The sequence below is a fragment of the Metallosphaera cuprina Ar-4 genome (assembly GCF_000204925.1).
Taxonomy (GTDB): Archaea; Thermoproteota; Thermoprotei_A; order Sulfolobales; family Sulfolobaceae; genus Metallosphaera; species Metallosphaera cuprina.
The window spans coordinates 676,646-695,890 of the sequence record NC_015435.1; the positions used below are offsets into that span (position 1 = coordinate 676,646).

Annotated in this window: 24 protein-coding genes; 6 read left to right on the forward strand and 18 right to left on the reverse strand. The window is 41.9% G+C overall.

Translation table 11 applies throughout. The features are described from left to right. Nucleotides 1-23: 23 nt before the first annotated feature. Genes acnA through MCUP_RS03835 form a run of 4 tightly spaced genes read right to left on the reverse strand, consistent with a single transcriptional unit; the run spans nucleotide 24 to nucleotide 5,543 of the window. A complete protein-coding gene (gene acnA, locus MCUP_RS03820; protein WP_013737355.1) occupies nucleotides 24-2,540 on the reverse strand; it encodes an aconitate hydratase AcnA in 2,517 nt (838 codons plus the stop codon). A 59-nt stretch (nucleotides 2,541-2,599) separates the two neighbouring features. Further along, the gene (locus MCUP_RS03825; RefSeq protein WP_013737356.1) at nucleotides 2,600-3,745 is read right to left on the reverse strand and encodes an LUD domain-containing protein; all 1,146 of its coding nucleotides are present in this window, start codon (nucleotides 3,743-3,745) and stop codon (nucleotides 2,600-2,602) included. Further along, nucleotides 3,742-4,608: a heterodisulfide reductase-related iron-sulfur binding cluster gene (locus MCUP_RS03830; protein ID WP_013737357.1), complete on the reverse strand. Its 867-nt coding sequence runs from the start codon at nucleotides 4,606-4,608 to the stop codon at nucleotides 3,742-3,744. Before MCUP_RS03830 ends, MCUP_RS03825 begins: the two co-directional genes overlap by 4 nt. A gap of 29 nt (nucleotides 4,609-4,637) precedes the next feature. Further along, the gene (locus tag MCUP_RS03835) at nucleotides 4,638-5,543 is read right to left on the reverse strand and encodes a hypothetical protein (protein WP_013737358.1); all 906 of its coding nucleotides are present in this window, start codon (nucleotides 5,541-5,543) and stop codon (nucleotides 4,638-4,640) included. A 414-nt stretch (nucleotides 5,544-5,957) separates the two neighbouring features. Between MCUP_RS03835 and trm10 the strand changes: the two genes are divergently transcribed. Beyond that, nucleotides 5,958-6,869 carry a tRNA (adenine(9)-N1)-methyltransferase Trm10 gene (gene trm10 / locus MCUP_RS03840; RefSeq protein WP_048057450.1) on the forward strand — a complete coding sequence of 304 codons (912 nt, stop codon included), beginning with the start codon at nucleotides 5,958-5,960 and terminating at the stop codon, nucleotides 6,867-6,869. Here the strand turns inward: trm10 and MCUP_RS03845 are convergent. Beyond that, complete coding sequence (locus MCUP_RS03845; protein WP_013737360.1) at nucleotides 6,829-7,146, reverse strand: hypothetical protein; 318 nt, start codon at nucleotides 7,144-7,146, stop codon at nucleotides 6,829-6,831. The genes trm10 and MCUP_RS03845 overlap by 41 nt on opposite strands. Nucleotides 7,147-7,184: 38 nt before the next feature. On the opposite strand from MCUP_RS03845, the gene MCUP_RS03850 reads away from it, so the two are divergent. Next, the gene (locus tag MCUP_RS03850; protein WP_013737361.1) at nucleotides 7,185-7,901 is read left to right on the forward strand and encodes a CoA-transferase subunit beta; all 717 of its coding nucleotides are present in this window, start codon (nucleotides 7,185-7,187) and stop codon (nucleotides 7,899-7,901) included. A gap of 44 nt (nucleotides 7,902-7,945) precedes the next feature. Here MCUP_RS03850 and MCUP_RS03855 read toward each other — a convergent pair whose 3' ends face one another. The 7 genes from MCUP_RS03855 to MCUP_RS03885 form a co-directional block, all read right to left on the reverse strand. Further along, nucleotides 7,946-8,701: a CoA transferase subunit A gene (locus tag MCUP_RS03855; protein ID WP_013737362.1), complete on the reverse strand. Its 756-nt coding sequence runs from the start codon at nucleotides 8,699-8,701 to the stop codon at nucleotides 7,946-7,948. 63 nt (nucleotides 8,702-8,764) lie between these two features. After that, nucleotides 8,765-9,364 carry a class I SAM-dependent methyltransferase gene (locus MCUP_RS03860; protein WP_013737363.1) on the reverse strand — a complete coding sequence of 200 codons (600 nt, stop codon included), beginning with the start codon at nucleotides 9,362-9,364 and terminating at the stop codon, nucleotides 8,765-8,767. A gap of 89 nt (nucleotides 9,365-9,453) precedes the next feature. Beyond that, the gene (locus MCUP_RS03865; RefSeq protein WP_048057715.1) at nucleotides 9,454-9,828 is read right to left on the reverse strand and encodes a CBS domain-containing protein; all 375 of its coding nucleotides are present in this window, start codon (nucleotides 9,826-9,828) and stop codon (nucleotides 9,454-9,456) included. A 235-nt stretch (nucleotides 9,829-10,063) separates the two neighbouring features. Then, nucleotides 10,064-10,726 carry a DsbA family oxidoreductase gene (locus tag MCUP_RS03870; RefSeq protein ID WP_013737365.1) on the reverse strand — a complete coding sequence of 221 codons (663 nt, stop codon included), beginning with the start codon at nucleotides 10,724-10,726 and terminating at the stop codon, nucleotides 10,064-10,066. A 68-nt stretch (nucleotides 10,727-10,794) separates the two neighbouring features. After that, nucleotides 10,795-11,127: a hypothetical protein gene (locus MCUP_RS03875; protein WP_013737366.1), complete on the reverse strand. Its 333-nt coding sequence runs from the start codon at nucleotides 11,125-11,127 to the stop codon at nucleotides 10,795-10,797. A 31-nt stretch (nucleotides 11,128-11,158) separates the two neighbouring features. Further along, nucleotides 11,159-11,572, reverse strand: a complete 414-nt coding sequence (locus MCUP_RS03880; protein ID WP_013737367.1) for an OsmC family protein — start codon at nucleotides 11,570-11,572, stop codon at nucleotides 11,159-11,161. Nucleotides 11,573-11,581: 9 nt separating this feature from the next. Continuing rightward, on the reverse strand, nucleotides 11,582-12,028 hold the full coding sequence (locus MCUP_RS03885) for a hypothetical protein (RefSeq protein WP_013737368.1): 447 nt from the start codon (nucleotides 12,026-12,028) through the stop codon (nucleotides 11,582-11,584). Nucleotides 12,029-12,233: 205 nt separating this feature from the next. On the opposite strand from MCUP_RS03885, the gene MCUP_RS03890 reads away from it, so the two are divergent. Beyond that, a complete protein-coding gene (locus MCUP_RS03890; RefSeq protein WP_013737369.1) occupies nucleotides 12,234-12,950 on the forward strand; it encodes a CBS domain-containing protein in 717 nt (238 codons plus the stop codon). Between the two features lie 4 nt (nucleotides 12,951-12,954). Here MCUP_RS03890 and MCUP_RS03895 read toward each other — a convergent pair whose 3' ends face one another. Both MCUP_RS03895 and MCUP_RS03900 read right to left on the reverse strand, forming a co-directional pair. Continuing rightward, the gene (locus MCUP_RS03895; RefSeq protein WP_013737370.1) at nucleotides 12,955-14,049 is read right to left on the reverse strand and encodes a lipoate--protein ligase family protein; all 1,095 of its coding nucleotides are present in this window, start codon (nucleotides 14,047-14,049) and stop codon (nucleotides 12,955-12,957) included. 1 nt (nucleotide 14,050) lies between these two features. Beyond that, complete coding sequence (locus tag MCUP_RS03900; RefSeq protein WP_013737371.1) at nucleotides 14,051-14,497, reverse strand: glycine cleavage system protein H; 447 nt, start codon at nucleotides 14,495-14,497, stop codon at nucleotides 14,051-14,053. A 70-nt stretch (nucleotides 14,498-14,567) separates the two neighbouring features. Here MCUP_RS03900 and MCUP_RS03905 point away from each other — a divergent pair, with 70 nt between their 5' ends. Then, a complete protein-coding gene (locus MCUP_RS03905; RefSeq protein WP_013737372.1) occupies nucleotides 14,568-14,921 on the forward strand; it encodes a GIY-YIG nuclease family protein in 354 nt (117 codons plus the stop codon). A 122-nt stretch (nucleotides 14,922-15,043) separates the two neighbouring features. Here MCUP_RS03905 and MCUP_RS03910 read toward each other — a convergent pair whose 3' ends face one another. Then, nucleotides 15,044-16,303, reverse strand: coding sequence for a M20/M25/M40 family metallo-hydrolase (locus MCUP_RS03910; RefSeq protein WP_013737373.1), 1,260 nt, complete (start codon nucleotides 16,301-16,303; stop codon nucleotides 15,044-15,046). A 32-nt stretch (nucleotides 16,304-16,335) separates the two neighbouring features. Here MCUP_RS03910 and MCUP_RS03915 point away from each other — a divergent pair, with 32 nt between their 5' ends. Further along, nucleotides 16,336-16,650, forward strand: coding sequence for a hypothetical protein (locus tag MCUP_RS03915; protein ID WP_013737374.1), 315 nt, complete (start codon nucleotides 16,336-16,338; stop codon nucleotides 16,648-16,650). 6 nt (nucleotides 16,651-16,656) lie between these two features. Here the strand turns inward: MCUP_RS03915 and MCUP_RS03920 are convergent, their stop codons facing one another. From MCUP_RS03920 to MCUP_RS03930, 3 genes are read right to left on the reverse strand one after another with little or no spacing between them, the layout of a single operon-like run. Further along, a complete protein-coding gene (locus MCUP_RS03920; protein ID WP_013737375.1) occupies nucleotides 16,657-16,866 on the reverse strand; it encodes a hypothetical protein in 210 nt (69 codons plus the stop codon). Nucleotides 16,867-16,903: 37 nt separating this feature from the next. Beyond that, on the reverse strand, nucleotides 16,904-17,359 hold the full coding sequence (gene priX / locus MCUP_RS03925; protein ID WP_013737376.1) for a DNA primase noncatalytic subunit PriX: 456 nt from the start codon (nucleotides 17,357-17,359) through the stop codon (nucleotides 16,904-16,906). After that, complete coding sequence (locus MCUP_RS03930; protein WP_013737377.1) at nucleotides 17,343-18,308, reverse strand: PP-loop family protein; 966 nt, start codon at nucleotides 18,306-18,308, stop codon at nucleotides 17,343-17,345. The genes priX and MCUP_RS03930 overlap by 17 nt, the downstream gene beginning before the upstream one ends. A 38-nt stretch (nucleotides 18,309-18,346) precedes the next feature. Between MCUP_RS03930 and MCUP_RS03935 the strand changes: the two genes are divergently transcribed. Then, complete coding sequence (locus tag MCUP_RS03935) at nucleotides 18,347-19,024, forward strand: hypothetical protein (protein ID WP_048057451.1); 678 nt, start codon at nucleotides 18,347-18,349, stop codon at nucleotides 19,022-19,024. Nucleotides 19,025-19,245: the final 221 nt, after the last annotated feature.

Consider the following 19,245-nt stretch of genomic DNA (forward strand, 5'->3'; position numbering starts at 1 on the left):
GAGTTCTTTTTCTTTATTTTAATTTATAAAAATTTATTAAATACATAATTTAATATGTTACCATGTTTAATATACTCTACTTCTCTACCTATATCAATTCTAGCCAATCCTTTGATAGTTCTAGTTTTCTCTCCAGTTATCGTTATGGTAACTGTTGTACGAGGTTTAATCTCATCTAACTCAATGCTAACTAATTCGTTTCCATTAAGGTCTATATCCTTCCAGTTTGCTTCTATTGGGATCACTCCCATAGCCACTAAGTTGCTTCTATGGATTCTCTCAAAGCTTTCGGCTATCACTGCGCGGACACCTAGCAGGTACGTGACCTTAGCTGCCCAATCTCTAGAGCTACCGGATCCGTACTGCTTTCCTGCAAATATAACTACTGGTACACCTTCATTTTTGTACCTCATCGCCACATTATATATCGTATCAACAGTTTTATCCGGATAGTGTACCGTGTATCCTCCCTCTCGATCTATCATAAGGTTCTTAACCTTGGGATTTGCGAAACCTCCCCTTAACATAATCTCATGATTGCCTCTTCTAGCCCCATAAGTGTTGAACTCCTTTACACCCTTACTCTCAAGGTATCTGCCTGCGTCAGAGTCTTTGGCTATAGGCCCCGCTGGAGAGATGTGATCAGTGGTCACCTTATCCCCTAAAACTAGTAGAATCCTTGCGTTCCTTATCGGTTTAAATTCATAAACTTCTCTGAACCAGGGAGGTTCAACTATATACGTCGACTTCTCATCCCATGAGTAGGTTAAACCTCCTTCTATCTTGAGGCTCTCCCAATTGCCATCCCCAGTAAATATCTTATCCTTCTTCTCCTTGTAATATTCAGGGTTTAAAGCTAAGTTCATATACGTGGAGATCTCTTTCGTCGTGGGCCAGACGTCTCTCAAATAGACCGGATTACCGTTAGGATCCAGTGCTAGAGGTTCTCTCTCAAAATCAATGTTAATCCGACCTGCTAGCGCATATGCTACAACTAATATTGGAGAGGCTAGATAAGTACCTTTCAATAAAGGATTAATTCTCCCTTCGAAGTTCCTGTTTCCACTTATCACCGCATATCCCTCTATACCTTGTTTTAGATCGTTCTCTATTTCATTTGGTAACGGTCCCGCGTTTCCTATACACGTAGTGCATCCGAAACCTACTACGTGGAACCCAAGAGCCTCAAGGTAGGGAGTCAACCCTGCTTCATTTAGGTATTTTACCACAATTGGCGATCCAGGCGCCATGCTGGTCTTCACGTAGTTCATAGATCTAAGTCCTCTCGCCACCGCCTTCCTTGCTAGAATGCCAGCTCCTAACATCACAGTAGGATTAGAGGTGTTAGTACAACTCGTAATTGAGGCTATTACAACGCTTCCGTCGCTTACTCTTTTCCCTTTCCTGTTGCCTACTTTGATCTCAGGCATCTTTTTTAAGGGGACTAGTTCGTCTGGATTCCTGGGACCGGCTAAAGAAGGCTCTACGTCACTCAAGTTAATTTCTATAACATCGCTATATTTTGGTTCGACTGAATAAAATAATCCCTGAGCCTTAGTATATTCTTCAACGATCTTTTCATCCCTGCCTGTTCCCTTGAGGTAAGATAAAGTGTTCTCATCTATTGGGAAGTAACCCACGGTTGCCCCATATTCAGGGGACATATTTCCTATTGTGGCTCTATCTGGAACCGAAAGATTAGACAAGGCGGGCCCGAAAAACTCAACGAACTTCCCGACCACGCCCTTTCTCCTCAATTTCTCAGTAATGTAAAGGACGACATCAGTTGGCGTTACGCCCTCTCTAACCTCACCGATCAGTTTAACTCCTATGACTTCTGGAACGGACATAAAATAAGGTTCACCTAACATAACTGCCTCGGCCTCTAGTCCGCCAACTCCCCAAGCTAGAACACCTATTCCGTCAGCCATAGTTGTATGGGAGTCAGTCCCTATAACTATCTCGGGAAACGCTGTAATTTTCCCTTCGTGTTCTCTTACATCGATCACTTTGCTTAGAAATTCTAAGTTAACTTGGTGTATTATCCCGTTTCCTGGAGGGACTATCCTTAGGTTTGAGAACTCTCCTTGAGCCCACTTAAGGAATTGGTACCTTTCTTTATTTCTTTCGAACTCTAGTCTCATGTTCATCTGCAACGAATATTCTGTTCCAAAGTAATCCACTTGAACCGAATGATCTATTATCAAATCTGAGGGAATTTTAGGGTTGACTCTAGAAGGGTCCTTTCCTCTTCTCTCGAGCTCGGATCTCATAGCTGCCAAGTCCACGAGTAGTGGAACTCCTGTGTAGTCCTGCATTATAACTCTAGTTGGGATAAACGCGAAATCCTTGCCTGTTTTCCATCCGGCAATAGTTTCGAGATCCTCTTCAGTTATCCTTTCTCCATCTATGTTCCTTAGAACATTTTCAATTAAGATCTTTATAGAATAAGGATATTTTTCTATTTCAAATCCTATTTCCTGGAGTTGAGAAAGAGGATAGTAGTAAACCTCTCCTAGCCTGGATTTTTCAACTTTCATACGCATTCATTAATACACAGACAATAAGAGGTTTTCTTAGAAACAAAAAGCAATAGTGGTTAAAGCACCTCTTTACCCTGCATCCAAGCTCTACTTTTAATCCTCTCCAACACTTTAGGGATGTTTATCTTCATTGGACAAACTTCTTTGCACCCTCCTGAGTGAGTACATAGGAGTGAATGATTTGCGTTTCCGTACACGATATAAGACCACATGGCTCCCATAGGACCGGAGTACGGTGGGGTACCCCATTTTCCATCTAAAACCCTGTACACAGGGCAGTGGAGGTGACATCTTCCACATCTTATGCAAAGCAGAGCCTCACTGAGCTCTGAGTCCTTTGACGCCTTTACCCTACCGTTATCTAAGAGGATCAAGTGAAACTCCTTGGGACCGTGAGCGGGACTAACTCTCTTCATCTCTATATCGCCGGTAGAGCTGGGTCCAGAAGTTAGGTTAACGTATGTAGGAGGGTAGAGTCCGGCATATGCGGCCTGAACCAATGCTTCCATCATAGCATAGGGGAGAGTAGGAACTATCTTCTCGAACCCGGCTATAGCGATATGTACTGATGGGGAAACGGTCGTAAACCTTATGTTACCTTCATTTTCAACCAGGATAACTGAACCTGTATCAGCGGATATAGCGTTAGCTCCAGTAATTCCAACTTCCGCATTTATGAACTTATCCCTAAGGAACTCTCTGACTCTAGCCACTATTTGCTCGTGAGTGGCGTCCTCAGACAATCCTCCTAGGGCCTCCCTAACTAACTCCTCAGCTCTCTCTTTTGACATGTGGACCGCCGGAGCTATAATGTGTGAAGGAGGTTCATTTGCTAACTGTATAAGGAACTCCCCCAGGTCGGTCTCCCAAACGTCCTTGCCTAACCTTTTCAGGTGCTCTCTTAAGCCTATTTCATAAGCGACCATTGACTTTCCCATTATGATTCTCTTTCTCTCTCCTATGATCTTAGTAACAACCTCTCTAGCCTCATGACTATCGCTCACTACATGAGGGATTCCTCCAATCCTCTTTACAGATTCAACGGTCTCCTCAACGTATTTCTCAAGGTTGTTTATTACATCTAGCTTAGCCTTTCTTAGTTCTAAAGCTAGGTCTTTGATGTATGGGTGTCTCTCCAGGACGTTATATACTCTCGGTACGTTGTTCCTTATCGTCCTGTTTATAGCTATTTCCCACGTCATAGTATAACCTCAGCCAAATCCTTAATTTCTCCCTTAAAGTAAGGGGAAAGGGTAACGTAGCAGATAGGGCATAGTACCAATAACTTACTTGAAAGTGAGTTGAGATCGCTTGCTCTCCTCTTAGCTATCTCTTCGCTTAAGTCCCTATTTACTCCCGCTATGGGTCCTCCACAGCAACTTGAGGTCTCCTTTCCTGTTATAAGTAAGTCCTCCTTTAATTTGATCCCGGAATCACTAATTATTGACCTGTACCTCTCTCTCAAGTTCAAGAACCTAGAGTAGAGACATGAGTCGTGAATCGTGTACTCATCCTCTACTTTTTTATTAGAGCTGACAACCTCCAAGTAATTCATAACATCAACGTCAAAACTTATGAATTCCTTGTATCTAGTTAGCGCGTTGTGCGTATGTGGATCTACAGTGATTACCCTTTTTACTCCATACTCCTTCAACTTATTATATACAGCTTTCGCGTGGTTCGCAAACTCCTCTAACAACCCTAGTTCTAGGAGTATAGCGCCGCTGTACGGCTCATCTTCGTATAGGTACCCCAAATCAATTCCTTTTCTCTTCAGCGCCGAAACTATGTTATTGAGTATATTATATGCCCTTTCTAGCTCAGTCTTGGAAGGTTTAATTAGTTTGGCTAAAGGTGATAAGCCCTTTAGTGATCCTGCAACAGATGAAAACTTAGTTAATCTGGGAACTATAGGTTCTATTTGATACATACACGATGTGAAAATTATAGTTTCCCTCCTTTTAGGCAGATCCCTAGTCCAGCCCGTACACACGTTGCTATCAACGGGGAAAGGCATTCCATACTTCTTTAAGCTCTCAACAAGAAGGGATCTAACTCCTTCCATACCCTAATGAGGTTTAACAATCTAAAAAATCAAGCTTTAATTTTCTTTTCCTTCGATACTCTCATCTTAGTTACTTCTCTATAACTCATAATCATGCTTAACACTCCCAAAATGCCTACTGTTGATACCACAAGTAGGAACCCTACGTCTATGGCATTTAAATTGGGTATTACAAAGCCCGTTGAGATCCCCCAGTTATCTATGCTAGGGAACAGTAAGATAAAGAGCCCTACAGCAGAAAACGTGATACCACCATAATAGAGCACCCTCCCTGCGGTTTTGGTACCAACATAGCGTATGTCATCCTCTGTAAGCTTCTTCACTTTCATTATGTTAGCGAATAAAGCTCCAAAGATTATCTGCATACTCATAGTTCCAAGACCAAACATTACTCCAGGTAATGGGGCGAAGAGTAAACTAGGCATCTCTGGAGCCAAAACGAAGGTTATTATTGAGGCGTAAGCTCCGAAGCCGAAACCAGCTACTAAACCATGTACTATAGTCATTTTTATAGGAGGATCTCTGATCTCGTTTCTCTCAGCTCGCGGATCGTGATGTTCACTGTGAAGAAGTCTATCTATAGGTAGATGAACGTATCTACCTTTTAGAATGTAAGATCCGGCTATAGCCATCACTAAACCTACAACGAAATAAACGGGACCGTCTAGGTTATATTCCTTGTAAATCGCAGCTAATCCTATAAAGCCCAAAGTAGTTAGTAAAGCCCTCTGAAGGGTAAAACCGAGTGAAAAAAGAAAACCTGCTTTCATTCCTCCTTTAGTACTGTATTTTCCAATCGCATAACTAAAGGTAATAGGCCATGTATGTTCATCAGGAGTGGCTCCGTGCATTAGGCCCAAAATGAATGAGATCCCCAGGATCTCAGCCACAGTTAGGTTTGAAGGTGGATTTAACACTAAGTTCAGTATATCCATAAGTATTAGGGTTACCCAAAATAATATAAACTTAACTCTAACCTTAGGCCTACGTGTTTAGGCCTAAAGTAGAACTAGTAAAGAGCAAGTTCGTTTTTGTCTATGATCTTTATCTTAGGGTCACAGACCCATCGTTCTGCAACTTTCAGCTTAAAAAACGTAGTAGAATACTATTAGATACCTTTCGTATGTAGAGGACGTCGATCAGTTGTTCAAACTTTCTCAAATTGAGTATCTAAATAAATTTACGATACATTTACTAGTAAGTTCAGGAAAGACATTTCAAGTCTCTGAATAAGAGGGTTCATAAGTGCGAAATCCAGCTCTAATGAAAGTTTTAAGAACATGGCGTTCACTCCTGAAACGCTACTTATGGCTTATATGCCGAAACGGTATAATATTCCCAGGATCTAGTTGATTTTGGGGAAGGTTATTGGTAAACAACTCCTGGAAATGGGCATAGACACGTTATATTTGAGAGGAATAGAGAGGCCTTTTTTACAACATCTGGGTCTCAAGTTCCTTCTCTACGATTGGGGTATAAAGAGAGGAATATACTACGGTAAGCGAGTTGGAGAAGAGTTCGGCATATCGTTTATCACCGGCAGGGGAAACGAGTTAGCAACTGAATCTCCTCACCCTAACGGAGAGAAGGTAGAGATTGATTTTCCACCGTTCCCATTGTTTATAGTGGATTTCTCTCTTTGGAATAGGCACTCAGAAAGCGAAAAGCGTAAACTTGCGAGTCAGACATTAATGCTGATATCCACCATTAGAAAACATTTGTGGGATTACAACCTTTCACTTAATCATACATCCCAAGAGCTAGAGCATCTCATAAAGGTTATGGGTTTCCCTAACAAGGTGAGGAGAGACGTAATGCCTCCTAGTAATACTCTCATACTAGATCCTTACGCCGAGGATCAAGTTACCGAAGAGCAAATAAGGAGTACGGACTGCTTCGTTTTGGGTGGAATAGTGGACGACTCCGGTTGGAAATACGCTACTAAAGAAATGGCTAAAGAGGCTGGTTACTCCTTCAGGCATGTAAAGATTGCGCTAAGAGGATCTAGGCTAGGAGTCCCAGATAGACTGAACAAAATAGCTTCTATAATATTGAGGGTTAAGGAAGGTGAGACTCTAGAGGATAGTATCCTTAACGAACAATCAAACGCTGACAAGTTCTTGAGACTCCTTAGGGACACGACGCTAAACGGTGATCTAGAAAGAAACGCTCAGTGGTTAAGGGCAGGAGAGAAGGTAAAGCAGAGGGTTAGGAGAATCACTAGTCGAACTCGGCCTGAATCTTTTTCTTCCCATCAATAAAGGACTTGGGAAAAGGAGGATTTCTTATTTCCTCTAGTTTTATCCCCTCCTTCATGAGGTCGCTTACAGCTTTCTTCAGGTCCTCTACATGGGTAGAAAACTTAACAAGGTCTCTAATCTTAAGGAGTTCAGGATCTTGATGTCTGAACCTTTCCGCGCTGATGACGTTCCATTTATTTCCCTCTTGGCGTATGAACACTATGTCCTGAAAATAATTTGGAACTACGTGGTTAACACCTGCTATGAAGTGATCTCTAAACTTGTAAACGTAGTACATAATAGGAATTTAAATTTATGACTTAAGAAGCTTCTGTTATGAAGATAGACTATGTGATTAAAGCTATAGCGGAGCTCATAGATGACGGCGAACTAGTTTACGTCGGATTGAACTCGGGACCCGCCCTATTGGCCTCCTTTCTTGCTAGAGATTTTCAAAAGAAAAATATACAAATTGTAGGTGTGGCGGAGGCTTACAATCCTAAGGACATAATATTGTCTCCATCTACTGGAGATCCATTCTTTATCAAAGACTCTCCAGTAATGATAACCGCAGATTCTTTTGATTTAGCCCAAAAGGGAAGACTTGACGTCATGTTTTTAGGTCCAGTTCAAGTAGATCAAGAGACCAATATTAACTTGACCGCAATTGGTAGATACGAAAGGCCAAAAGTGAAGCTGCCGGGGGGAGCTGCAACAGCGTATTTGATGCCGTTAGCAAAAAAGGTCATCTTATGGAATTTAAAGCACTCTAAAAACTCAATTGTGAAAAGGGTGGACTTTGTAACTGGTACTGCTAGAAACTCTGACAACGAAGTGTTCTTGGTTACCAATCTTGCAGTTTTTAAGTTCGATAGGGAGAAAAGAACGTGGACAATCGTCTCGATTTATCCTTGGTCTGAACTCGAAGACATAGTGAATAACACCGGTTTTCACGTTGAACTGAAGTCAGACAAGATGATCACGGTAAGTCCAGAGGAGAGTGCGTACATAAACACGTTAGATCCCTATAACCTTAGATCGGCGTTGGAGTGATCACCCTTACTGAATTTTGATAACTTATTTTGATCTACCAGAAACTAAGCTTGATCTAATAGCTTCAAGATCCCTTCGTAATCAGAGTCGTAAAGAGGATACATACTTGAGGGTTCAGCGCCTCTAGGCGCGTGGACTACGGCATCAACGTAAACCGAATTGATCGTAGGCCTCCTCCCGTAGAAATAGCTTTCATCTACTATCTCCTCTGCCGTTACGATCAGTTTCTTTGCAGCCTTAGCCTTATACTCATCTTCGTACAGCGGTCCTAAAATCTCTGAGTTCCCGTTCTGATCAGCCTTATTGACGTGAATTATCGCTACGTCCGGAGTTATGGCTCTAACTAAGAGGATCTCCTCTCCTGTAAAAGGATCACTTGATACCTTCCATGTACCTCTCTTTTCATGGATTTCCACCAGGTCGCTTCCCAAGACACCCTTTACGGGCATAAACGGCACACCGCTAGCTCCAGCTCTAATGCCAGCTATGAACGCTCCACACGTGTCTTCCAAGTAATCTATTTCCCCATTTTCTATCTTGTACCTGAACGTGGGTAGCATACCGAACCACTCTAACGTAGCCATTGCCACTCTAACTTTGTTAACTACGTTATGTTTAAGTAATACCTCCAACGCTATTCCAGGTTCTCTGTCTACAAAACCGAGTTCCTCATATTCGTAATCAACGAGTAACCTTATGAAAGCCATAGGGTTTCTATGAATTGAGATTCCGCTCACGGTTATCGTATCTCCTCTCTTCACAAGCGAGACCGCTTTCTCAAGCGGAACTAGTTTAGACATCTCTTTAAAATTTCGCTAGTACATATTTTTAACTTTTCTACATGTACATTGGTTTATTGCATATTATTTTATTTTTCTCGCTTCGATTATCCAAAAACCGTCTCTAAGATAGGCTGAGGATAGACTAAACTTTATTAAAAATTTTAAGGCAGTGTTGGGTCTAACCCCTCCGAATATCTCATCTCTAAAGATCAAGAAGAACTTTCCACCCTTCCTTAAAACTCTATACGATTCTCTTACTATGTCATAATCTAACACTTCATAGCTCAATACGCTTTTGAACGACTCGTCTCTAAAAGGAAAAGGGTATATGGCGTGAACCGAATTAGATCCCGCCGCCGACATACACGCGCTGAACCCTTCGTCACAATAGCCTATGCTTAACGATTTAGCTTCAAATGGCATCTTCGGGTAGTTTAAGATCATCTTGTCGTATCTAACAATCTTGTTATGGTTTACAACGATAGAGTAAACCGAGGAGAGCAAATTCATCTCACCTGCCAACATGTCCTTACCCATCAAAACATCAACTTGTGGTAGTACTGAAGATCTACCCATCCCTGCGTTAACTAGTTCTGTTGACCCGTTCACAGTTTCAATAGAGATAGCCTTCCATAGGGGCGCTACCTCTCCTTTAGCGTCCTTAAGTATTGCTATACTCATAGGGGAAGATATCTATAGCGAAATAAATATTTTCACACATACTTATTAGCGCGTAATAACTCTAAGCACGGTCAATAAAACACATAAGTCTATTCTTTGAGCTCGGCCGAAAGATCTGTTACTGATACCATACCTACAATCTCCCCTTCCTTGTTCTTCACTGGCAAATGACGTATTTTCCGGTCCGACATCAGTTTAGCAGCTTTTGTTATCTCCAAGTCCTCATCAACAGTCACTAAATCCCCCATTGTAGCCACAGTTCTCAGCTCGTCCAGCGCAGACGCGCCATTAGCTATTGCCTTAACTGCGTCTCTATCTGTGAAGATTCCTCTAGGTACTCCCTTATCGGTTACTACTACAGATCCCACACCCTTCTCCATCATCAGCTTGCAAGTTTCCTGAAGAGTTGTATTTGCCTCTACTTGGAAAACTGGTACGTTCATTACGTCTTTGACTCTCTTCATAAGTAAAGATAGCCTCTTTCCGTAAATAAGCTTTAGCGTTACGAACTTCAACGTACTGGAAATTTTGAGCCACATCCATCAAGTTGTACTGATTAGAGTAATGATCTCAACGAGTTCCTTGATCTTAACGCTTTTTCAAGTGAAAGGAGATAGACGGCGCCGGTTCCGTGATCTTCATTGACCTTCGTCTTCAATTCCCTTATTTCGCCTAGAGAACTCTAAGCTCAGACTTAACTCACTGCTCCCAATAGGCCTTTAACTCGATCTTCTTCGGTTCGCCGTAAGTTAATACATCGTCTATGACCTGTTTTAGATATTCTTCGCTCTGTACTCCTCTTATCAGCCACTTTTCGTTTACAACCAGTGCTGGAACTCCCTTTATTCCCATTGCTTTGGCCTCCTCCTCATCTTGAATAACCGCTAGCTTAGCTTCCTTTGACTTGAAATCCCTTTTGAACTTCTCAACATCCAATCCTATCTCCTCCGCCACTGAGATCAAAACTTTGTCGTCATTAACGTTCTCTCCTCCCATGAAGAACTTCTCCTGTGCTAATGAGAAGTACTCCCAATGGCCTTCATCTCCCTTTTGGAACTCAGCAGCCTTGCACGCCATTAAAGGTGGAAGGGACCAAACGTGCCCGATATTTCCTTTCTCCAATACCTTCTTGGGATCATAATCTGGAAAATATCTGGTTAAAATCGAGAACTCGCTCTTGAATAGCTCCCTAGCGTCCTCTTCTGTAGGGGCCGCAGCCAAGAGGTCATCTAGTGAAGAAATTATCATGAAAGCCTTATGTTTTACGTGAACGCCCTTATACTCAGAGAGGACCTTTTTTAACCTTTTGTTGGTGACGTAACAGAAGGGGCAAAGTACATCATGGAAGAAGGTTATCTGCATCAAGGTTCCTCTTTACTTTTACGGACGTGTGGCTTTTAAAATGATCGTATAGGGAAACGTAAAAAAACCTACGTCTTCACATTGGCCAACGTCAAGAGCTCCTTGATCTTCTGAAGGTCGTCTAACACGTCCTTCATATCCGATTTCATTTCTTCAATTTGTGACATCGAGTTAATAACTTCCTCTAATTGTCTCCAGTAATATTTTACAACTAGGTCAATTTGATATCTCTGCATTGTTATCGTTCCCAACAAGACTGTCAATCTTGGCATTATCCCTTTAGACACCAAGATCCTCTCATGTTTAGCCGCTATGTTATTTAAATTATCTAGGAGATCAAAAAGGTATCCTCTTATCTCCTCTAGTTCCTTCTCTCCCGGTTTCATGAGTTCCTCAGACATTATTTATCAAAAAAACTTAAATTAATCGATTTTAAACCTTTCTGATCTTCCATGACACTTCGACGTTTACGCTCCTAACGAGAGTATCCTTTAATGGGCACCTTCTCAAAGACAGTTTCATTACCTCCTCTATTCTCTCGTCATTAGACAACACTGTTAATTCGTATTTAACCTGGAGTAAACCGGGAGGTACTCCAGGTTCGCCTTGAAACCCCTTTGGGTCTAAAGTACCTTCGATGTAACCTTCGACACCTTCTATTTTTACGTTTAGTTCTTTGGATACGTAATAAACGGTTAGCATCATACATGAGAGAGCAGCACCTAAAAGGAACTCCTCCGGAGTAGGGTTATCCGAACCCATGAGTCCTATCTTGAACTCGTTGTCGTTAATGTTTATGACAGCGGTATCCTTATCTAATCTCCCCTCAGCGGTGAACGTAATCATCAATATCACCTAGTTGATCAGTCCAATATCCTTAAGTATGGCGGCCTCGACTGCATACCTTAAGTAGAGCTGAGTTCTTTCGTTTTCGCTGAGCGTTCTACCTCTTTCCCTTTCTAGCTCATCGATCTGTTTCGATATAACTACGCTAATGTTAGTTTCAATAGACGGTTTATTTACCTTGAACATTAGATAAATATCCATAATGAACTTGTACATCTCCTCATCAACGTTTAACAGATATTGACCTATCGAAGGTATTTGCTGTCCGTTAAACTCGATCATCTTCCCCTTAAAATACGGTCTCCAGCTTAACATGTTGGATTTTACGAACTCCCACGACGGTGGAAATCCCTTATATTCATCTGCGGAGGGTACGTTTACTACCTTGTACTCGTTTCCATCTATCTCTATTATTGCCTCAATCTCCAGTTCTAGGTTACCAACCTTTTCTATCAAATTTCCACTGTTGATAATAGGAAACTACTCCCGTAAAGGTTTTTTCCTTTTATCTGAAATATCATATTGGTGTAAAAAATGCAGGCTCAGGTATCGGACCCGTGTGTAGAGGAATGCTTCAAGCCCAGAGGAGAGTGGAAATTTACAAACATAAGTGAATGCATATCAAGGTGTTCATCCCTTAAAATAACTAAACCGTGATCTCATGAAAGTTAGTGAAGTGATGACAAGGGATTTAGTGGCCGTAGATGGTCAAGTCAGCATAACCTATGGAATGAAAATAATGCTAGAACATGGCATTAGACGACTTATTGTGGGAGATATTGACGGTATAGTTACCATTAGGGATTTAGTGTATGGATGGCTTCAGGGGGCAAAGCTTGTGGAAGAGGTAATGACGAGCGATCTCTTGATGGTATCTAAAGATATTGACTTGAGGCAGGCATCAAAGATCATGACGGGAAAGGGGGTTGGATCCCTTCTAGTGACAGAAGGTGAGAGAGTTATAGGTATTGTAACCGAAAGAGATCTAATTAGGAATATAAAAGTCGATGAGAGCGTGAAGGTTGGAGACGTGATGAAGGTAGATCCAGTAGTAGCGTCTTTGGAAACCTCAATCTTGGAGATCGCTAAGGCGATGAGGGAAAACTGGGAGAGGCACGCGATAGTTGTTGAAAACAATCTGCCCGCAGGTGTTATCTCAATAAGGGATGTCGCTAACGCTATACTCACGGAGAGATACAACCATAAGTCACAAGAAATAATGAAGAGTCCTGTCTTTAGAGTAACTCCGGACTCTACTCTGGAGACCGCTAGAACTATTATGGCGAAAGAGAACTTAGGCCTAATTCCTGTGGTAGACGCTAGGGCTCTATTAGGGAGCGTAGAAGAGAGGGATATACTCACAATCATTTCAATATAATTTTTTAGATAACCTCCTGAACTTCCGGTTTGTTTATTATCTCTTGGAAAGCCTTCTTAAGATCGTCAGCGGTGAAACCGAAGATAACAGGTTTCATCTCGTTGAAGGTCAAGTCTATCACTTCTGGAATCTTATCTGGAGGAACTCCGCTCAGTCTATCTTCGAGTTTCTCTACAAACCCTTGAGGTGACATAACGAAGAAGTCTCCGGATATGGAAACCTCATGTAAACGTTTGTTCACAAACTTGGTAGTTAGTCTCACTAGTTTCCTCGCCTTGTAGTCGAAGTGACAAACCACTACCGCCGATGATATCTTGACGCACCTTTCAGTTTTAAGTTCTGGATGTCTGTTATCCTTGTAGAATATCCACTCCTCTTTCTTCTTCTCGTTTGAGAGTTGCTCCCATCGCTCAATCTCTTCAGGAGTTAACCTGGCCTCTTCAAACTTAATGCCCAGGCTATTTTCAAAACTTTCTTTCAGTTTCTTGTCTAACTCCTCCCTAGGTGGGACGTAACCTAATTCCCTCTCTAATGAAGTTATCCACTCTGACATATCTTTAGCCAGTTTATCTCTAAACTTCTCTGATGGAACTTTGATGCATTTACTCATGAGTTCAGTATCTACATTCATTAGAATGTTACCCGCTATCACAACGGCCTTCCCGTGAGTCATAGCTCCGTTCCCGCTGATCTTCTTTCCATTTACTACAATGTCTTGGTCTCTAAGCGATGCGTTAAGACCGTAATCTTTAAGAACGTTTACTACAGGGGTTAGAAACTTCTCGTAGAGAGCTTTAGGATCCGAGGGTGCCTCCTCCTGTCTTAAAACGAGGAAGTAGTCATGCTCTCCTTGGGTTATGACTACAGTACCACCTCCCAAATCCCTTCTAACTACAGGTATCTTCATCTTTTTAGTGTACTCAAGGTCAACCTCAAGCCAAACTTCCTGATGAACACCCACATTGACGAACGGTTCCTTTACGGAAAAAACCAAAAAAGTGTCCTTACCCCCCTTCGTAACGTATTCAGCTACCGCGACGAAAGAAGTTATCATGTGATAGCCATCTTGAGGGGGGAGGGAGACGAACCTCCAGGACATGTCATAGCCTCTTACAAGAAATCTTTTCCGCTGCTACGAGTTCCTTAAGCTTCTGTACTGCTTGGGCTCCCGTATAGAGCTGCTTGATCTCCTCAGGGTTGGTTATCTTCATTCTAACTAGCCAGCCGTTCCCATAAGGATCCCTGTTAACTAATACCGGGCTCTTCTCAACCTCACCGTTAACGTCAACTACCTCTCCGGATACAGGAGCTGGAACCGGACCCGCCCACTTTCCACTCTCCATCGTTGCTACAGGCTTACCTTTCTCTACTTTAGTTCCCTTCTTCTTTATTCTAACCTTCACAACTTTACCTGCCATGGTTTGGGCTATATCTGTAATCCCTACAAGAATCGTATCGGGTGATTCTTGTTTAGCCCAAACTGTGTTCTTCCCATCGATATAATAGAACAGATTTTCAGGAATCTCACAGTTCGATTCGACTACCATTTTATCACTGGTTTTTCTGATTGGATAAACTAATCTAAAAATCTTTCCAAAAATAGAATACATGAAATAAATGAAACATGTTAAGGGATACGTTATAATATTCGAATGTAATGATGGTGTGATAACGAAAGGTAAAAGGAGATTCTCCATTGAGAGAGGCACGTACGCCTACGTTGGTTCATGTGGAGTCAATTGCAGTAAAAGGATATCTAGGCATTTGAACGAGAGAGTTGAGAAAAGGCATTGGCACGTTGACTACCTAAAGGACATTTGTAAACCTTTAGCTGCGTTTATTTTAGACAAAGATGAGGAGGAAATAGCAGACTCATTCACCGACGAAGTTATCGGGTTCGGGGCGTCTGATTGTAATAAGCACAAGGGTCACCTCTACAGAGCAAAAGTGGACGAATTAAGAAGGATTTAAACGAATAAAAACCGAATTCATGATTTAATACGACGCCGCTAAAGTTATCAACGCCTAACTTAATTAAGTGAGTCGAGATATTTCGTGATGAGTTTGCCGAGTCTGGATAGGTGACAGCAAAACTAAAGCTGAGCTAGGCGCTTAACGAAGGATCTCATCCATTCCTTAGCCTTGAGGTAGTCCTGTACGAAAATGTTTTCGTTGAACGAGTGTATGTTAGATCCTGGATAATCTACGCCAATACCATCAGCTATTTGATTGTTTTCCAAGATTCTAGCGAACGATTCCATAGGTCCGGTGCCATAACTGTTAGGTAAAACTTCTGGATCCATGCCATAGACCTCTTTGGCCGAATCTATTAGGCACCGAGCGACTTCACTATTTATTGACGTCCTATAGGGTCTAACCCTCCCTAATACTCTGATGTCCACATCACGAAGGTAACTCTTTAAAGAGTTAAGTATCTCGTCGGGATCTTGTTCGGGTACCAACCTAAAGTCTAGTTTCGCCATTGCATAAGAAGGTATAACGGTCTTTGATCCTTCCCCTGTATAACCTGAATAGAGGCCTGCAATGTTACAGGTGGGTTCTTCTACCAACCTCCTCTGAAAATCTTCTGGTACCTCTTGACTTATGGCTTCCTCCATCGATTTTTTATCTCCTTTTAAGAATGATACCTCCTCTTTAGTCAACCACTTCACCTTATCGTAAAACCCAGGTACTGCTACCTTTCCGTCTCTCTTTAGTGATGACAAGACCTCTACCAACTTCCAAGCAGGGTTCTTAGCTACTGGGGCGTACATGGAGTGTAAGTCCTTAGCTGTCCTAGTGGAGATCTCCACGTAAAGTAATCCTTTAACTCCCAGCACGATCTCAGGAGCCCCGCTAGAACCTTTTCCTGCACCTTCCCACAACACGTAGTCAGCTTTAAGTAGGTCCTTATAGTCCTTCAGGAAGGAATCAATGTTGGGACTACCTATCTCTTCCTCCCCCTCGTAAATGAACTTCAGATTCAGGGATGGTAACTTCTCCATTTCCAGAATTCCTTGCAGTCTAGCCATAAGCGATCCCTTATCGTCTCCAACCCCTCTCCCTACAATCTTACCTTCCTTCATAACTGGCGTGAAAGGATCACTCTCCCACCTGTCTAAAGGCTCTACTGGTTGAACGTCATAGTGATTGTAGACCAAGAGGGTCCTTTTTGCCTTAACGTTTATCTCTCCATAAACGTAAGGGTTCTTGGATTGATGCCTTATCAGCCTCGCTTCTATTCCGTGTCTCTCCATGTAGTCCTTAATGAACTTGGCGCCTTCTTCACCCTTACCTTTGGCAGACGTTGTGTCGATTCTTACGAACTCAAGTAGGTCCTCTAATTGGTTCATGTTTTTAAATCATGTAATCAGTTAAATAAACCATGATAAAGTACTCGGAGTACGTCAGGCACTCAATGACTGAACCTCTGTTACTCATTTACGTTTACAAGAAGGTCGAAGATGGTAAGATAATATCAACATTTAGAGTCAACGTTTATAAGAACATGGCCGTGGCGATATATGAGGACGATAAACTTCAAGGTGGAGAGATTGTTGATGTCTTCCCAAATACTACAGAACATCTGCTAAGGATAATAGAGAAGTATTATCAAAAGGAGATAGACGATTTAGTAGTGTTTGGAGAGAAAAACTACGTAGACGCCTTCCTCGACAAAGCGGAGGAGAGGCTAAACTAGTTTGATCTAAAGGGCTAACCTTCCGAACTTCGATCTTAGGAAAACGCCTACGATAAGGAAGAACAGTGCGAACCCTAAGATTACAGGGGCTACCTCCCTCCATTGTTGGAAACCGTAGAGATACTCAGAGAGGAGAAAAGATATCGTAAAGAAAACCACTAATGGAGTGACTACAGCTAGCCACGTAAATGCGTCCCATCTTTTCTCGGACACCATATGTATTAGTTCGTTAAGTTGTTATAAAGTTGATATACTATTTTCTTTCTAAAACGTTTTTTATAACCTGATACATCTCCCTGTCCTTATTTTTCAAAGACTCGAGCGAAGGCGGCATTATACCCTTGTTTTTCACGCCTCTGACAACTGATCTTATCCAAGTGTCATAAATTTTCCCGCCTCCTTTATAGTAAAAATCCCTTAACCTTTGGACCGCCTCCTCCTCAGGCAATCTCTTAACGTTAACTAGATAACGGGAACCTACGTAGAGTATAAACCTTTTCCTACAGTCTGGTAAACCTCTCTCAAGGACCTTTTCTATCCAATCCATTGAAGTGCGTCTAGGCCTTGGGGGGAACACTCCCTCCACTTCAAATAGGAACTCTCCTCTCTCATCTAAGACAGTGGATATGCCATTATTGTACTTCGAGTATCCAGCCACGCTACCGTCAGGATACCTCAAGACTATCTTAAATTCATTTCGCGACGACATCCTTTGAGTCACCGCCCATCTTAATCTTAAGAGCACAGAAGGAGCAGATTTCTCTATCGTTATTAGTGGGTTTACCACACATCTTACACTTTCCTAGATTGAATTTAGGCAAGTCCTCGAAGAAAGGCCTTATCTTGTTTTCAAAGTTCTCTACTAACCTAACCATAAAACCTGGAATCTCATCTTCAGTGTTCTCAATTAACCTTCTCAGTTTATCTGAAGTTGGTCCGCCTACGCTTGGATTGTTTGGACATGAGTCCATTATAAAAGGTATCTTATTAACTATGGCGTAAGTAGCAGTCTCCTTCTCTGAGGTCAAGAACAGAGGCTTCACTTTCTTTATGTATCCGTTTTCTGCAGGTGACACGGCCCTCAATCTAGCTAAGTTTTGTAAATCTCCAGTGTGATATCCAGACATGACAAATACGGCCATATCATTTAGGTTGTGTCCAGTAGCTAGTACGTTAGCCCCTACGCTCTCTGCAGCTTCCTCAAGGACGTATCTCTTCACCAGTCCGCACGTACTGCAGACCGGTCTTCTCGCCTTAAGTTTAGCCTCATCTATTCCAAATCCGTACTCTCTCTTCAGCTCTATAACTTTGTACCTCACGTGTGTAAGTTCAAAGTTCTTTACTGCCAACTCCGTACTTAGTGCTGAGTACTTAGTTCCGTTATCTATACCCAGATCAATGTTTATTCCGACTAAATCAAACCCGTTTCTCTCTGACAGTCCTTTAAGGATATGAAGTAAAGTTGTGCTATCCTTACCTCCGGACACAGCAACAGCCACCACATCCTTTTCTGATATCATTTTGTATTCCTTGATCACTTTCTCCACTCTGGTCTCTAACCATTCTGAGAAATGCTTGGCGCATAACGTAAGGTTAGCGTAAGGTAACCTTATAACAGCCTTTGAGCCGCACTTCTTACAGTACACGTTCTCGCACATTCTTATATAGCCTTAGGGATTATAAAGTGGTAAGGGAAATGGAGATACTAGCAGAGCTTCATGCTAAACACAAAAACGAGAAACTAAGAAGGGAGATTAAACTATTAGAGGGATACGACGGCTTTGACATACCGGATGCGGCTCTAGGTCAACCGTCTGTTATACCATCAGTTACTGGAACGTTAGTTAGGGAAATTTTAGGTGAGGAGAAGAGGGTACTTATTAATCAACGGCTGGCTGACGTTAATGAGCTCTATGTTAGGTCTTTATCAATTACGGCCAGAATGATGAACTTTGAAGTAGCTTATACAAAAGGCGATAGGCCTACGTTTGGGAAAGAGGTAAATCAAGTAACTACGGAGAGAGCAATTGAGATAACTAGAGAGTACGGAGTCAAATCGGGAGCGATGTTAAGCTTGAGGAAAGGTAGAGATGAGATAATGAGGAGGCTTGACATGAAGGCCGATTTCTTCTTAGCTCTCCACTTCGCTGGTCTTAGTTCCATTGAAGGCCTAGAGCTAGATAAGATCATCCCGTACTTAATAGTTAGCACTGACAAAAACAGGGAAATAATTAAGACAATATCTCAACCAACTTTTGATGAGAATAGAGTACTTCATGTTGTAAGAGAACTGGAGGGTGTTGGAGTTAGGGCTGTTCTAATCTCATCGCCTGCAGATCTTAATTTCTTGGTAAACTTTATAGCGAAGATCTAGACGATATCTTCAGATCAACACGTCACTCTTTAGGGCATCCAGCTGATTTTTACGTTAAGGAAAGGCTAAAAGTAATTACGTTGAAGGTTAAACAAGCTTGATAAGGTCCGGTTTAAGGATTAGTTAAGATAACAGCAACTTTACGTTAAAATCAAGTAACAAACGAAGTTGACTCATTGTTAAATAGTTAACTGTAATGTTAGTGTAAATTAACTAGTGAT

Excerpts from the sequence above, each read along its gene's own strand:
- MCUP_RS03890 (WP_013737369.1), top strand. The coding sequence starts at position 12,234 with ATGAAAGTTAGTGAAGTGATGACAAGGGATTTAGTGGCCGTAGATGGT.
- MCUP_RS03835 (WP_013737358.1), bottom strand. The coding sequence starts at position 5,543 with ATGGATATACTGAACTTAGTGTTAAATCCACCTTCAAACCTAACTGTG.
- MCUP_RS03870 (WP_013737365.1), bottom strand. The coding sequence starts at position 10,726 with ATGCAGATAACCTTCTTCCATGATGTACTTTGCCCCTTCTGTTACGTC.
- MCUP_RS03855 (WP_013737362.1), bottom strand. The coding sequence starts at position 8,701 with ATGTCTAAACTAGTTCCGCTTGAGAAAGCGGTCTCGCTTGTGAAGAGA.
- MCUP_RS03850 (WP_013737361.1), top strand. The coding sequence starts at position 7,185 with ATGAAGATAGACTATGTGATTAAAGCTATAGCGGAGCTCATAGATGAC.
- acnA (WP_013737355.1), bottom strand. The coding sequence starts at position 2,540 with ATGAAAGTTGAAAAATCCAGGCTAGGAGAGGTTTACTACTATCCTCTT.
- MCUP_RS03865 (WP_048057715.1), bottom strand. The coding sequence starts at position 9,828 with ATGAAGAGAGTCAAAGACGTAATGAACGTACCAGTTTTCCAAGTAGAG.
- MCUP_RS03880 (WP_013737367.1), bottom strand. The coding sequence starts at position 11,572 with ATGATTACGTTCACCGCTGAGGGGAGATTAGATAAGGATACCGCTGTC.
- MCUP_RS03905 (WP_013737372.1), top strand. The coding sequence starts at position 14,568 with ATGAAACATGTTAAGGGATACGTTATAATATTCGAATGTAATGATGGT.
- MCUP_RS03825 (WP_013737356.1), bottom strand. The coding sequence starts at position 3,745 with ATGACGTGGGAAATAGCTATAAACAGGACGATAAGGAACAACGTACCG.
- MCUP_RS03830 (WP_013737357.1), bottom strand. The coding sequence starts at position 4,608 with ATGGAAGGAGTTAGATCCCTTCTTGTTGAGAGCTTAAAGAAGTATGGA.
- MCUP_RS03895 (WP_013737370.1), bottom strand. The coding sequence starts at position 14,049 with ATGTCCTGGAGGTTCGTCTCCCTCCCCCCTCAAGATGGCTATCACATG.
- MCUP_RS03900 (WP_013737371.1), bottom strand. The coding sequence starts at position 14,497 with ATGGTAGTCGAATCGAACTGTGAGATTCCTGAAAATCTGTTCTATTAT.
- MCUP_RS03920 (WP_013737375.1), bottom strand. The coding sequence starts at position 16,866 with ATGGTGTCCGAGAAAAGATGGGACGCATTTACGTGGCTAGCTGTAGTC.
- MCUP_RS03875 (WP_013737366.1), bottom strand. The coding sequence starts at position 11,127 with ATGTCTGAGGAACTCATGAAACCGGGAGAGAAGGAACTAGAGGAGATA.
- MCUP_RS03860 (WP_013737363.1), bottom strand. The coding sequence starts at position 9,364 with ATGAGTATAGCAATACTTAAGGACGCTAAAGGAGAGGTAGCGCCCCTA.
- priX (WP_013737376.1), bottom strand. The coding sequence starts at position 17,359 with ATGTCGTCGCGAAATGAATTTAAGATAGTCTTGAGGTATCCTGACGGT.
- MCUP_RS03910 (WP_013737373.1), bottom strand. The coding sequence starts at position 16,303 with ATGAACCAATTAGAGGACCTACTTGAGTTCGTAAGAATCGACACAACG.
- MCUP_RS03915 (WP_013737374.1), top strand. The coding sequence starts at position 16,336 with ATGATAAAGTACTCGGAGTACGTCAGGCACTCAATGACTGAACCTCTG.
- MCUP_RS03845 (WP_013737360.1), bottom strand. The coding sequence starts at position 7,146 with ATGTACTACGTTTACAAGTTTAGAGATCACTTCATAGCAGGTGTTAAC.
- MCUP_RS03935 (WP_048057451.1), top strand. The coding sequence starts at position 18,347 with ATGGAGATACTAGCAGAGCTTCATGCTAAACACAAAAACGAGAAACTA.
- MCUP_RS03930 (WP_013737377.1), bottom strand. The coding sequence starts at position 18,308 with ATGTGCGAGAACGTGTACTGTAAGAAGTGCGGCTCAAAGGCTGTTATA.